This is a genomic window from Sphingobacterium sp. SG20118 (genome assembly GCF_044740685.1).
GTDB lineage: Bacteria > Bacteroidota > Bacteroidia > Sphingobacteriales > Sphingobacteriaceae > Sphingobacterium.
Window position 1 is genome coordinate 1184727 of record NZ_CP172826.1, and the last position, 14197, is coordinate 1198923.

Genomic DNA, 14197 nt, shown 5'->3' on the forward strand with positions numbered 1-14197 from the left:
ACTTTTTTTACAAGAAATTAAAGAGTAGGATTATGTTATTATTCATTAAATCAGTTCATATGAAGTATCTTTTTTCAATTGTTTTTGTTGTGTTTCTTTTTCTACGAAAAGAAACGGCGGCCTGCACGCGAGTGGTGTATAAAGGGCCTAATGGTACCGTAATTACAGCGCGGAGTATGGATTGGAAGGACGAAATTTCAGCTAATCTATGGGTGTTCCCGCGTGGTATGGACCGGAATGGTGAGGTAGGACCTAAGTCCCTGAAATGGACTTCAAAGTATGGAAGTGTCATTTCAAGTGCATGGGATATTGCAACTGTTGACGGCTTGAATGAAAAGGGCTTAGTGGCTAATGTATTATGGTTAGTAGAGTCTAGTTATCCAAAATTCAATCCTGCTGGTGATAAACAGGGAATCACGATCTCGGCTTGGGCACAGTATGTCTTGGATAATTTTGCAAATGTAAGTGAAGCGGTTACGGCATTGCGGGATGAACCATTTGTTGTTGTGAGTGATTATATTCCAGGAACTAAGAAATTTGCAACACTGCATTTGTCGATTTCTGATGCTTCAGGTGATAATGCTATTTTTGAATATGTAAATGGGAGACTGATGATTCATCATGATGTTGCTTATACTGTGATGACAAATTCGCCCGTATTTTCCGAACAACTTGCTTTGAATAGCTACTGGGAAGGAATACCAGGTACGGTCATGTTGCCAGGTACAAATCGTGCCGCAGATCGTTTTGTTAGAGCATCCTATTATATCAATGCGATTCCACAGACTGACGATGTTAGAACTGCTGTGGCTAGTGTATTTAGTGTGATTCGAAATTGTTCGGTACCGTTTGGTATAAGTTCACCTACAGAGCCTAATATTTCCTCTACGCGTTGGCGTTCTGTTGCTGATCAAAAAAATAAAATTTATTATTTTGAAACGGTTCTGACACCGAATACGTTTTGGGTTGATTTGACAAAATTTGATTTGCAGAAGGGAGCCAAAACGATGAAGTTAGATTTAAATCAATTTGCCACGTATAACGGTTTATCCAATAGCAATTTTAAAGTTGCCGATCCTTTTAAGTTTTTAGGAATTTAATTGTACTAAAATAAAAGAACTGTTTTATCTATTGTTAAGACGGTTCTTTTTGTTTTCTTAACGGATGATTTGATATTAGATAAAAACTACTAGATTTAGAAAGAAATAGTTTAGTGTAACGGTATTTAGGTGTGGAATGAAAAGAAATTGAGGTAGAACTGCTATGCCTTTGATTATTTGTATCAATACGTTACGCCTTTCAGTTTTATTGATTATTTTTGAACTTTAAAAAAATATTTATAACCATTTCATGTCACTAATACTTAAAGATGGACGTCCTGTAGTCAGGCTAAGAGCGTTTCGTGCTATTGATGACCCCAGAACTTGTGAACGTTTTATACAGGGACATGAGCATGTGTTGGCAGCAATAGGTGTTAAAAAAGTAACGTCATCCAAAAATGATTGGATGTATAATCCAGCTGCCTTTGTATTGATTGTTGAGTCTCTTGATGGAGAAAATGTATATGGCGGTGCACGCATACATGTTGCGGGGGGCTCACAACCGCTTCCTATCGAAGAAGCTACTGGGAAGATGGATCCTAAAATCTTTGACTTGGTTTGGGATTATGCGCAAGAAGGAACAGGCGAAGGTTGTGGTCTATGGAATTCTAGGGAAATTGCTGGCTACGGTATCGGAAGTATCTTTCTGACTAGAGCGGCAATCGCTATTGCTCCTCAAATAGGTATCAAATCATTATTTGCTCTTTGTGCTCCGTATACGATAAATCTGACCAAAAGTGTTGGATATCGACTGGAAAGTAGCGTTGGAAATAATGGTACATTTTATTACCCAAAGTTAGACCTCCTTGCTACGACAATGATTCTTGATGATGTAGATAATTTGAGTTTAGCTGATGAAGGCGACAAAAATGCCATCATGGACTTAAGAAATCACGGTGATGTCGTTAGGATAGAGGAATTGCGTTCAAAAGAAATTGAAATACATTATATGCTGCAATTGGATAATATGGATCAGTGGGATTTGAAAACCATCGTTCATAATGCTAGAAAGCAGACAATATTAGATATTAATATGAAGGAAAAAGATGTGCAGATAATGTAACATCAATTCGAAATAAAAATATGATCAAGAACTTAAATTTAGCCTATAAACCTCTATACTTTAGAAAAACAGTTACACAAGATATGTTATCATTGGATACACTACGGAAGAATGGTGATATCGTATTTGTGTTTGATGAAATCGAAAGGCAGATTAATGAATTAATTCGTTGCAGATTTCCAGCTGGATGGGTTTCACCCGAACAATTTGACGGGTATGTACAAGCGCTACTAAATGGGAAGTCTTTAGATGAGTATGGCGTTTGGGTCTATTATCCGTGGCGAAAAACACTGATTCATGTTCTTGATGAGCAAGAATTTGTTGAGGTCAGGACGAATCGTAATCAATTAAAAATAACAGAAGCTGAACGTGATACTCTTGCTAATAAAAAAGTAGGGATTATTGGTTTATCTGTTGGTCACGCTATCGCATTGACCATGGCCATGGAGCGGACTTGTGGGATATTAAGAATTGCTGATTTTGATGAGTTGGATCTTAGTAATTTGAATAGACTACGTACAGGTATTTTTAATCTATCTGTTCCAAAGGTTATTATTGCTGCAAGGGAGATTGTAGAAATAGATCCTTTTATTCAGGTTGAAATTTTTCCAACGGGTGTAAGCCACGGTAATTACGATGATTTTTTAGGAGGAAATGGACAACTAGATTTGCTTGTTGAGGTATGTGATAGTTTTGAAGTTAAAATTGAAAGTAGAATTTGTGCAAGGAAATTTCGAATTCCAGTTGTCATGGACACAAATGATCGGGGTATGTTGGATGTTGAACGATTTGATCTGGAACCGGAGCGTCCAATTTTTCATGGCTTAGTAGATGATTTGACAAGAGAAAAATTGGATATGTTATCGGAAGGAGAAAGGTTAAGGTACCTCATGCAACTTGTGGATGCTGAAAATCTATCTGATCGGATGAAAAAGTCAGTGCCGGAAATTAAAAAATCGATTATTTCCTGGCCTCAACTTGCTTCTGAAGTTGTTTTAGGTAGTGCTATGACTACCTCGGTATGTCGAAGATTATTGCTTGGACAACCTGTGCTGTCGGGTCGTTATTACCTGGATATGGAAGGTTTGGCAAGTCACAGTCGCAATTGATTTCTATGAAGTACATTTTTGGTGCGAATATTAAAAATCTAGTGCTATTTATTTTTTTAATGACCGCGTATCTCGCTTTGCATGCGATGGTGCCGCTTCAGTTTGAAAAAGATAGTTCAGCTGTATATATTGGGAAGCATGTTTCTTTATTCCAAGATGCTACAAAGCAGCTTAGCATTACGGATATCATTGATCACACTAATTTGTTCAATGAAAGCAAGGATGATGTGCCTAATTTGGGGATCGGTGATGTAAATAATTGGATAAGGTTTGAGTTGAAAAATCTTACTGACGAAGAGAAGTTAGTGGTAAATCTCTCGCATGCCAATATCGATGAGGTCGTTTTTTATTCTTTAAAGAATGGGGTTATAGATAGTACGCGTTTCGAATCGGGAACAGCCTTAAATAAGCGTGATTACCCCCATCAATTTTACCTATTTGAAATTCCTATTAAAAAAGGGGAAGATGTGATATGTTATTTCAAACTCAGAAGTAACACACAATTGTTAGTGCCAATTTCGATTCATACTGAAAAAGGATTACTGGAAATACTCTTAGATACCGATATTTTTTCAGCATTGTTTATTGGGCTGATGATGTCGATGATTTTTTACAATATATTTTTATATTTTTCTACAGGTGAGAAACACTATATAATATATGTTAACTATATTTTTTGGGTTACTATAGCACAATGTGCAGTGCTAGGAATTCTTGAGCCGATATTTTCTATTCATAATCGCTGGGTTTTAAATCGATTATTAACTTTTTCTGGAGCGATGTCTGGAATAGGTGCGATATATTTTGTCAAGTCATTTCTCCAAACTGCGAAGGATGCTCCTAAACTCAATAAATTATTGAATATTTTCTTAATTGGGTATTTTATTGCAATCGGATTTTTATGTTTCGGTTACTTAATTCCAGCATATAAATTAGTCAATGTAGTAGCCGGTGGAGGGTCTATAATTGTTTTAATTTTAGCGTTCAAATTGAGTCGTGAAAAATATGAACAAACGAAATATTTTTTGATTGCATGGTGTGTGTTTTTAGTCAGTGTAGTGGTATATGTATTTAAGGACTACAATTTACTCCCCTATAACTTTTTCACCGTAAGAGCTGTTCAAATTGGGTCGGTATTTGAAGCCATTTTACTTTCTTTTGCATTAGGAGATAAGATCAATATCTATCGTAAGGAAAAAGATGAATCTCAAGCACGCGAATTGTCCATTTCATTAGAAAATCAATTATTGATTCGTGAGCAAAATGTCATTTTAGAAGACAAAGTTGAAGAAAGAACTCGTGCGTTGACTGCTTCTAATGAGTCTTTACAGGCTACTTTAACTCATCTTAAAGAAACACAGTCACAACTTGTTGAAGCAGAGAAAATGGCCTCTTTAGGGCAATTGACTGCTGGGGTAGCTCATGAAATCAATAATCCGATTAATTTTGTGACTTCTAATGTTGCTCCTTTGAAGCGCGACATTAAAATGATTTGGGAGACTTTGGAGGAGGTCGAACAGGTAGCTCTGGATGATAATTTATCTTCAGATGAGAAGAGATCACGTATCGAAAATTTCAAAGATGAAATTGATTTGGATTATCTCAAAACTGAAGTCGAATTCTTGCTTAAAGGAATGAGTGATGGTGCCAATAGGACTGCAGAAATTGTTAAGAGCCTACGGATTTTTTCACGTGTTGACGAGGATACCCTCAAATTTGCGGATATTAACGAAGGCTTAGAGTCAACGATGGTTATCCTTAATAGTTTGGTGCAAGATGGAATTGTTGTGCAGAAGAAATATGGTGCCCTCCCGAAGATTGAATGCTATGCAGGTAAATTGAATCAGGTATTTTTGAATATCATCACGAATGCGATTTATGCACTTCATGATAAAGTAAAGACAAGGGATGGAGCGAAATTAACACTGGAGACAGGAGTGTGTGAAAATGCATCGGCTATTTATGTTATAATAAGGGATAATGGCATAGGGATTCCGGACCATATCCGAGATCGCATTTTCGAACCTTTTTTTACAACTAAAGATGTAGGGGAGGGTACGGGTTTGGGCATGTCTATCGCTTACAATACCATAATCAAGCATAATGGCAAAATAGAAATTGAGTCTGTAGAAGGGGAGGGGACTTCATTTATATTGATTATCCCAATACGACAAAATATTTAAGGAACAGTGTGCCTTGAAAGTCATTAATTTTATTAATTTCGTCTCTACGATTGCTATACGGCGGCCTACTGTTATATTATGAAAAGAAACTTAGAAATATTATATATTGACGATGAGATAAATAATTTATTCGGTTTTAAGGCTAACTTTAGATACCGGTATATTGTTCATACAGCCTCATCGACCATCGAAGCAGAAAAAATACTTCTTGATAATCCTGATATACGCATCATTTTTTGTGATCAACGTATGCCTGATGAATTGGGTATTGATTTCTTTGAAAGGACAAAAAGAGACTATCCTCGGCCTATCCGTATTTTGCTTACTGCATATGCTGATATGGAGACTGTTATAGATGCTGTTAATAAGGGACATATTTTTAGGTTTATTCGTAAACCATGGTTGGAAGAAGATATGATATCTTGCATTGAAGAAGCAGATAAATTTTATACAGCCAACTCGATGTTAGCGATCAAGAACGAGGAGCTGGAGAAGGCTTATTATGAGTTGGATAAATTTGCTTACAGTGTGAGTCATGATCTTCGAGATCCCTTGACGGGTGTATTGTCTGCGGTGAAGCTTGCTTTGGAATTTGATCAAGTAGACCAAATTCATGAGTTATTGGCTTTAATGGAGTCGTCTTTAACTCGTTTAGATGATTATATCGATAGCTTACGTGATTATTATCTGCTGAGACGCGGTGAATTGTTGTTGTGTCATATTGAATTTAAAGACCTTTTTGCGAATATAGAGGCTTTTTATAGTATGCACACACGTAATAGTGATGTTGAATTTGCCATTAGTGTCAATCAAAGCGAAATCTTTAATAGTGATAAGGCCGTATTGGAATTAATTTTGCATAATCTATTGTCAAATTCATTCAAATATCAGCGGAAAGATTGCGATAATAAGTTTGTTAAACTTGCTGTAACGGTCGAGAATGGTTCTGCAATTTTAGAGGTTTCTGATAGTGGTATTGGTATATCTTCGGAATATATAAATGATATTTTTAAGCTGTTCTTTAGGGCTAGCGATCAAGCAAAAGGTATGGGATTTGGTCTTTACAATGTACAAAGTGCCTTGTTGAAATTACAGGGTACTGTTGAAGTAAAGTCGCAATTAGGCGTCGGAACAACATTTACAATAGTTGTCCCGAATAAGTAGTTAAGCACAATTTCTAAGAGAGTAATTTTTGTCGAAGTAGAAACTCTAATTGTTCATTTGATACTTCTAGTTTTGAATAGGTCTCCAAGATATTTTTTCTTTCAGAATAGATTTCATATGCGCGACCTATTGTTTCGTCTAATTCGTCTTCATTCCAAGGCTTATTTAGATAGTGAAAAATTTTCCCTTTGTTAACTGCTTCGATTACTGCTTCCATATCTGTATAGCCCGTCAGTAGTATACGCATGGGTTCAGGGTTAATCTTGATGATTTCTTCCAGAAACTCTACACCAGTCATCTTAGGCATTCTCTGGTCAGTAATAATGATGTCTATGGGTTTTTCCTTTACAATATCAATAGCTACTGAGCCACTGATAGCAGTATAAACCTTGTATTTGAAACGAAATGTCGCTTTAAAAGAAATAAGATTGTTCTCTTCATCGTCAACATATAGTATTGTGATCTTATCGTTTTTGTTTTTCATAATGCTTGTTACAATAAATATAAGAAATCTAAAAATAAGAGTTCGTAGCATTGCTATAACAATGCTACGAACTTGTATTTGGGTCTTATCTTATCATTAGCATGATCTTTTAATCAATCGCTTTATACTTAGAAGTTCGATAATCTAACCTCATTGCATGAATTAGATAAAATAATTCCCATTATAAGTAATGTGTAACTATGTACAGCTAAGTTAAAGAATAAATCTAATCAAGTTTCAAAATTACCTAGATTCATGATGAATATTTATTGAAGTATTCGAATCCATAAGAAACAAAAAAAGCTTCACATTTCTGTGAAGCTTTTTGTGATCCAGCTGGGATTCGAACCCAGGACCCATACATTAAAAGTGTATTGCTCTACCAGCTGAGCTACTGAATCCTTTCTGTTTAGGAAATAAGTTCCTTTTTTGAAAGTGATGCAAAGATAGGGTTTCTCAATGCAAAATCCAAATAAAATTCAAGTTTAATTTAAGTGCTTAATACACTGATGTATTTTTCGATATAAAGGTCTCTATCGCGAGATTTGTATTGCTGAATGTAGCGTGGGTGTTCAAGAACTGTCAGTTTTTCAAATAGTTTCCCTTCTTTATTTATTTTTTCAATGAAGGTTGCGTTTTTTTTTCCCCAATACAAATACTTCTTTTGTATCTAACCCAATATTTATGTGCTTTATGAGTGTGTTGACCATAAATGGTTTGACTGCGTCAAATAAGTATTTATCATCATAATAGTTCGCATTGATCCACTTGCCTTCCTTTGTACGCCGGACAATTGCTAATGGAAATGGGGAATTGATGTAAAATTTTTGGTAAAATTCTGCTGCTCCTCCAAATTCTTTAATCATATCATAAAGGAATACGGAGGAAATTTCGTGACTATAGGCCGATTTCATGCTAATTCCACAAACTTGTTCGAGGCGTTTCGTGTCAGTAAAGGGTATGCCTGTGATTCCAGCTCCATGGCGGCTCGGATTAATGCCAATAATAAATTTGCGACTTACATCATCATGATAGAATTTGTTGTAGAACTGCTGCATCACTGTTAATGTTTCTGGATTATCTAAATAGGGATTTAGGATCCTGAAATCATTAGGGATATCACCCGTGTAATGTAGGTTTTTATTGAATTCAATAATCTTTTCGGCTAAAGTGCTGATCATAAATTACCGTGTAAAGTGGTGTTTATATAAGCTAATTATACCAGCATTGCGATCTGAAATTTTAGAAGTAGTGAACATGTTGTATATAGCCTAGTTTTTGGAATGATCAAGAAAAAACGATAGCGTCCAATCTATTTTTATTAATCATCATTATGTACATTAATTATGGTCTCAATAATCATGGTATTTGTGAGATACAACAACAGATTGTTGCTATTTGTTTTCTGTTTTACAAGTGATGTTGGTTTTCAATAACTTTTATCTTGCTGTCCATTTAAACAAAAAAGCCAATCATGAGATTGGCTTTTTTGTTTAAATGGTACGGTCGGAAGACTGTCGCAATTTATGGATCTGTTGATAGACTTCAATTCTGATTATAAAAACATACGTTTAGGTATGCCGCTTACAATTATTAAAATATTATCTTGGTTCCGGTAGCAAGTTTGTTGTTTTTTGCAAAGACGCCACATAGGTGAAATAAGAGTCTGGCACCTACATTACCGTCCCAATCATCATCACCAGGAGCGACTTCGACCAAATCAATACCGATGATGTTTTTATCGCTATTGGCCAATTTACTTAGTAAGTATGTTGCTTGTTCGTAAGATAGTCCTCCAGGTACTGGAGTACCAGTGTTAGGGCAGTACCAACGCTGTAAGGCATCAATATCAAAACTTACTGCTACGTTAGTTGGTAATTGTGCTAATATCGCATCACATTGGTCTTTCCAGGTTTTGCCCTCAAAGCTGTTTGCTTTTAAATCAGTGTCTGTATATACCTTTACTTTATTTGAAGTTTGAACTGCTTCCAATTCTCCTTCACTAAAATCGCGGATGCCTACTTGTACAATTTTTTCAATTTGTGGTAATTGAATGGCATTATACATAATGGAAGCGTGGGAATATGTAAATCCTTCGTAAGCATTACGTAAATCCATATGTGCATCAAAATGTAGGATTCCGAATGCATGATGTTTCTCTGCCAATGCTTGGTAATAACCTAGTGGTGTAGAGTGATCTCCACCTAATAAAATTACCTTTTTACCTTGACTCATCCAGTACAAGGCACGTTCTTTGACTTCGGCATTGAATTGTGCTGATGCCTTATTTATTTCTTCTAAATCGTTTTTTAATGCAGGGATTGTTGCTATGTCATCACCATTCTCTAATGCTTCTATGATAGGTTGCGCTAAACGTTTATATTTTTCGCTATTTTCTATCCAATGTTCCGGTGCTTCGTCCATGTAAATACCTAGTTTCCATAATTCTGGAAATTCTTGATGTAATAAGTCTACTTGGAAAGAGGCGTTTAGTATAGTCTCAGGGCCATTACTAGCACCGCTCCCATAACTTACAGTTACTTCCCAAGGTGTTGGTATTACAATAATATCACTTTCCTCAGCCGAAAATGGTAGTCCATATATGCTTGAATCCGGTAAACCAGGTTGTGATGGATCGAAATTTTCAATCTTTGTTTGCTTTGTCGACATGTTATGATTCGCTAATTGAACTGCAAATATAAAAAAAACTTATGTCCAGTAAAGAAGATATGCTAAGCCACTATGTCGTGGATAAATGAAAAAGAAAGGTTCAGGAATTTAGGGTATCTTTACGGCCTACTAAAATTATAAGAAATAAAATGGCAGAGCAACGCATCCATATCTGGACAGGAACGTCAAATAAAACAGATGAACAATTTTATAAATATTTTGACCAAAGCAAGTTTATCAAAGATTACCATAGGTTTAAAACTGATGAAACCTATTCAAGAAATGCACCTGACTTTAACCTCCGCTCTCAATTCAGTAAAGCAATCGACAAACAGTACGATTACGACGTAGACTGGATCACCATTTACTACAGTCGCAAAAGAATGAGCATCCAGGCTGCCATTGAAGAGCTACCTATATGGAATGATCAAACTGAAGTTGAGATCTATCAAGCATGTGTAAGCAAAGGAATTTCAACTGTAAATGCGATACTTTGTTATGCCGATGAGGAGCTTAAGATAGATAAACCACTCGAAAATTACAACGACATGATCTATGTTGGTAGCTTTAATATCTCTAGCTAACAGTTAGCATAAAGTGTATCATAGTATACAAAAAAAGCCCAATCTGCGATTGAGCTTTTTTTGTATATAGTTGAAATATAGTGCGACATACATTTCCCGCATGCATAGCTGAAGTGGAAATGGTCGAGCCCAATACTTCTGTTCGAATCCGAATGTCTTTAAACAAAGAAAGCCCAATCTTGCGATTGAGCTTTCTTAAGTGATCCAGCTGGGATTCGAACCCAGGACCCATACATTAAAAGTGTATTGCTCTACCAGCTGAGCTACTGAATCCTTTCTTTTTTGGAAGTAAATTCCGTTTCTGAAAGTGATGCAAAGGTAGAAAAAATAGTGATATGTGCCAACTATTAGATCTGATATGGTTGAATTATTTTATTACTGTTTGGTAATGAAATGATTAATTTTTCGCTAGCTTATCTTTTTGCGTGTATCATCCTAGGGTTTTGTTGCATATCATGATGCAATGTCACGGTTTTGAATCCTTTTTTACGCAGCATATCTACCGTTTCTGGGCCATAATACTGATTAATTTCAAAATATAAGTCTCCATCCGCAGTTAAATGCTTCAAAGCGAAAGAAGCGATGGTTTCATAAAATAGTAAAGGAGCGGTTTCTTCAACAAAAAGTGCGAGGTGTGGTTCAAATTCTAATACATTGGGATGCATCTCCTCTTTTTCTTTTGGCGTGATGTATGGAGGATTGCTCACAATGATATGATATTGTTGCGTTTGGAAAATGTATTCCCACTCCAAAATATCAGCGTTTACAAAATCAACAGGAGTACCCAATCGTTGTGCGTTGCGCTTTGCTGTTGCGATAGCTTCCTTAGATATGTCCAATGCTGAAATATGTGCTTCTTTTAGGTGTTTTTTTAAAGAAATAGGGATACAACCCGACCCCGTTCCGATATCGATAATGCGGAGAGGCGTTTGGTCTTTGTGATTACGGATAATCATATCGACGAGCTCTTCGGTCTCTGAACGGGGGATTAAGACGAATGGATTAACTTCAAAAATCTCACCGTAGAAGTCTGCTTTTTTTAATATATGTTGAATTGGTTTTTGATTCTTCAGATCCTTTAAAATACGAGTTATTCGAATGCTTTGTTCTTCCGATAATACGTGTTCTTTGTTTAAACTATATTGCATTCTAGAAAGCCCTAATACATCTTCTACAACCATATAGAAGATGTTTTTAATTTCTTCTGTATGATAAAATGTGGCTAGTTCCTCTTGGAATAAGCTGTCATAGGTTTTTAAATTTTCCATAGGTCAAACTTAGATAAATTTGTTTTATTTACAATTATAATTGCATCATATATAAAACATTTATTCGTTCGTATCTTTTTTATTTGGTACTTATGGCTGTTATACAATTATCGATTTTCCCTCTACAATCAAGAGTTATTTTATAGCGTAAATTTACAATATATCTTGTATTTTTTGTTACAGCATTGTTTTGATACTTTTGTGTATGAATAAGCAAGAAAGCTACATGCATAGGTGTCTCGAATTGGCAGTTTTAGGTGCTGGTACTACAAGTCCCAATCCAATGGTCGGGGCTGTGATTGTTTTTGAAGATCAAATTATAGGTGAAGGATACACTTCTCCTTACGGTGGGGCACATGCAGAAGTAAACGCTATTCAACAAGTCTTGGATCGTTATCATGAAGATGCTGCTGCTATATTACATGCTGCCGTTTTTTACGTTAGTCTCGAGCCTTGTGCGCACTATGGTAAGACTCCTCCTTGTGCGGATCTAATAGCGAAATATAAACCTAAAAAGGTGTGTATAGCCTGTTTGGATCCTTTTGCTAAAGTGGACGGTAAAGGAATTACGATCTTAAAAGAGGCTGGTATTGCAGTTGAAGTCGGTTTATTAGAGCAAGAAGCTTTATGGCTAAACAGAAGATTTTTCACACGTGTTCAAAAAAATAGACCTTATGTAATCCTCAAATGGGCCGAAAGTGCAGATGGGTTTATTGGGAAAGAGGGTGAACAGGTATGGATTAGTAATCAAGCGAGTAAGCAATTGGTTCATAAATGGCGGGCTGAAGAAGATGCCATCCTAGTTGGAACCAAAACTGCATTAGTTGATAATCCAAGTTTGACTGTGCGCGAATGGAAGGGGAGGAACCCAAAGCGGATATTGATCGATAAATTACTTGTCGTACCGACTGATGCGGCTATATTAAATGATGAAGCCGAAACCCTGATATTCAATGCTGTTAAATCAGAATGGATGGGGCATAATAAGTATATTGAGTTGGAAAACTTTGATTGGTACCTACCTCAGAATATCCTATATCAATTATATTTAATGGATGTGCAATCTATTATTATTGAGGGTGGAGCTAAGACCCTCAATTTATTTATTGAAGCTGGCCTGTGGGATGAAGCACGTATATTTAAGGGGACAAGTATATTGGGTGAGGGCATCAAAGCGCCTCATATCAGTGGCACACTTAAAAAAACTAAGAAAGTTTCTGATGATCAATTGGAAATTTGGGTCAATTCGTAATTATTTAATTTTTAGAATTATTTGATTATCTTTAGGTTATGGCTATTCCTGAAGACCTATTGCAATTTATATGGAAGTTTCGTCTTTTTCAGACGTACCCATTAGAAACCGTTAATGGAGACCACATTCATGTCCTTCATGTAGGAGAGCATAATAAAAATGCGGGTCCCGATTTTTTACTTTCAAAAATTCGCATTGGAAGAGAGGAGTGGACGGGTAGCGTAGAGATTCATGTCAAGTCGTCGGATTGGTTTCTGCACGGGCATCAGCACGATGCGAAGTATGCAAATGTAATTCTACATGTTGTATGGGACGATGATAAACAAGTTTTTCATGACGATGGTTCAGTCATTCCAACCTTTAAATTGGCGGATTATGTTTCGGAAAAGCTGCTAGGGCAATATCAACGGTTGATGGAGGGGCAAAGTTGGATTCCCTGTGAAAGTCAGATACAGCATTTAAATACCTTTAAGGTGGAAGGATGGGTTGACCGTATGGCTGTAGAAAGAATGGAAGAGAAATCAAAAGTAATTCTAGGATTGCTTAAAAAATTTGATGGAGACTGGGAGAAAACGTTCTTTATCTGGTTGTTTCGAAGTTTTGGATTTAAAGTAAATGCAGAGGCTTTTCAAGCTCTAGGCGAGCAATTGTCTAGCTTGTTGTTACAAAAGTATAGAAATGACGGACTTAAGTTAGAAGCTATGATTTTTGGTCAAGCAGGACTTTTGAATACAAATTTTGATGAAAGTTATCCCGTGAAATTACAACAGGAATATCAGTATCTTCAAAAAGCCCACGCTTTGAAGGAAACTCATTTTCCATTGCTTTTTTCGCGGATGCGACCGCATAATTTCCCTACAATTCGATTAGCCCAACTAGCCATTTTATTGCAGCATGAGAATATACGTTTACAAGGTATATTGGATTTGGTGAACTTGGACGACTTTAGATGCGTACTCGATAATCTTCACATGAATTCGTATTGGAAAAGTCATTTTAATTTTGGAAAGCAGACGCATATCGTCAGTAATCATCGGTTGAGTATGATGACTCAAAATAGTTTAATTATTAATGCTGTCATTGCATTTACTTTTTCTTATGGAGATTATTTTAAACAGGAGCATTTTAAAGAAAAGGCGATGAACTGGCTGGAGGAGCTACCTACAGAAAAGAATAATATTGTTCAGAAATTTGAATATATAGGAATAAATGCTTCGCATGCAGCCCATTCACAAGGCTTATTACACATCAAGAACAAGTACTGTGACTTAAAAAAATGCTTAAACTGTGGAATTGGCTTGGAGTTGTTAAAAAGGTAAT

The 14197-nt window shown here is 36.1% G+C and carries 12 protein-coding genes and 2 tRNA genes; 8 read left to right on the forward strand and 6 right to left on the reverse strand.

Annotation, left to right across the window (positions count from 1 at the left end; all coding sequences use genetic code 11):
- The first annotated feature begins 59 nt into the window (after positions 1-59).
- The 5 genes from ACFX5U_RS05505 (at position 60) to ACFX5U_RS05525 (ending at position 6619) form a co-directional block, all read left to right on the forward strand.
- Entirely contained in the window at positions 60-1100 is a 1041-nt protein-coding gene (locus tag ACFX5U_RS05505) for a linear amide C-N hydrolase (protein ID WP_400262724.1), read from the forward strand.
- A gap of 250 nt (positions 1101-1350) precedes the next feature.
- The gene (locus tag ACFX5U_RS05510; protein ID WP_038696896.1) at positions 1351-2163 is read left to right on the forward strand and encodes a hypothetical protein; all 813 of its coding nucleotides are present in this window, start codon (positions 1351-1353) and stop codon (positions 2161-2163) included.
- 20 nt (positions 2164-2183) lie between these two features.
- Positions 2184-3272, forward strand: coding sequence for a ThiF family adenylyltransferase (locus ACFX5U_RS05515; protein ID WP_400262725.1), 1089 nt, complete (start codon positions 2184-2186; stop codon positions 3270-3272).
- Complete coding sequence (locus ACFX5U_RS05520; protein ID WP_400262726.1) at positions 3185-5455, forward strand: 7TM diverse intracellular signaling domain-containing protein; 2271 nt, start codon at positions 3185-3187, stop codon at positions 5453-5455. The genes ACFX5U_RS05515 and ACFX5U_RS05520 overlap by 88 nt, the downstream gene beginning before the upstream one ends.
- Before the next feature lie 78 nt (positions 5456-5533).
- Entirely contained in the window at positions 5534-6619 is a 1086-nt protein-coding gene (locus ACFX5U_RS05525; RefSeq protein WP_038696902.1) for an ATP-binding protein, read from the forward strand.
- 13 nt (positions 6620-6632) lie between these two features.
- Here ACFX5U_RS05525 and ACFX5U_RS05530 read toward each other — a convergent pair whose 3' ends face one another.
- From ACFX5U_RS05530 to ACFX5U_RS05545, 4 genes are all read right to left on the reverse strand, one after another.
- On the reverse strand, positions 6633-7103 hold the full coding sequence (locus ACFX5U_RS05530; protein ID WP_200878607.1) for a response regulator: 471 nt from the start codon (positions 7101-7103) through the stop codon (positions 6633-6635).
- A 328-nt stretch (positions 7104-7431) separates the two neighbouring features.
- Positions 7432-7504 (reverse strand) — tRNA-Lys (locus ACFX5U_RS05535).
- Positions 7505-7723: 219 nt separating this feature from the next.
- Positions 7724-8284, reverse strand: a complete 561-nt coding sequence (locus ACFX5U_RS05540) for a uracil-DNA glycosylase family protein (protein WP_400262727.1) — start codon at positions 8282-8284, stop codon at positions 7724-7726.
- 412 nt (positions 8285-8696) lie between these two features.
- The gene (locus tag ACFX5U_RS05545) at positions 8697-9773 is read right to left on the reverse strand and encodes an agmatinase family protein (protein ID WP_280569558.1); all 1077 of its coding nucleotides are present in this window, start codon (positions 9771-9773) and stop codon (positions 8697-8699) included.
- A 149-nt stretch (positions 9774-9922) separates the two neighbouring features.
- Between ACFX5U_RS05545 and ACFX5U_RS05550 the strand changes: the two genes are divergently transcribed.
- The gene (locus ACFX5U_RS05550) at positions 9923-10357 is read left to right on the forward strand and encodes an immunity 22 family protein (protein WP_038696914.1); all 435 of its coding nucleotides are present in this window, start codon (positions 9923-9925) and stop codon (positions 10355-10357) included.
- A 200-nt stretch (positions 10358-10557) separates the two neighbouring features.
- Here ACFX5U_RS05550 and ACFX5U_RS05555 read toward each other — a convergent pair.
- Positions 10558-10630: transfer RNA gene (locus ACFX5U_RS05555), tRNA-Lys, on the reverse strand.
- Between the two features lie 140 nt (positions 10631-10770).
- Positions 10771-11625 (reverse strand): peptide chain release factor N(5)-glutamine methyltransferase, encoded by an 855-nt coding sequence (gene prmC / locus ACFX5U_RS05560; RefSeq protein WP_038696916.1) that lies wholly within the window; start codon positions 11623-11625, stop codon positions 10771-10773.
- Positions 11626-11830: 205 nt separating this feature from the next.
- Here prmC and ribD point away from each other — a divergent pair, with 205 nt between their 5' ends.
- Together ribD and ACFX5U_RS05570 are read left to right on the forward strand one after the other, a co-directional pair.
- Positions 11831-12877: a bifunctional diaminohydroxyphosphoribosylaminopyrimidine deaminase/5-amino-6-(5-phosphoribosylamino)uracil reductase RibD gene (gene ribD, locus ACFX5U_RS05565; RefSeq protein WP_280569556.1), complete on the forward strand. Its 1047-nt coding sequence runs from the start codon at positions 11831-11833 to the stop codon at positions 12875-12877.
- A gap of 38 nt (positions 12878-12915) precedes the next feature.
- Positions 12916-14196, forward strand: a complete 1281-nt coding sequence (locus ACFX5U_RS05570; RefSeq protein ID WP_400262728.1) for a DUF2851 family protein — start codon at positions 12916-12918, stop codon at positions 14194-14196.
- Position 14197 lies beyond the last annotated feature (1 nt).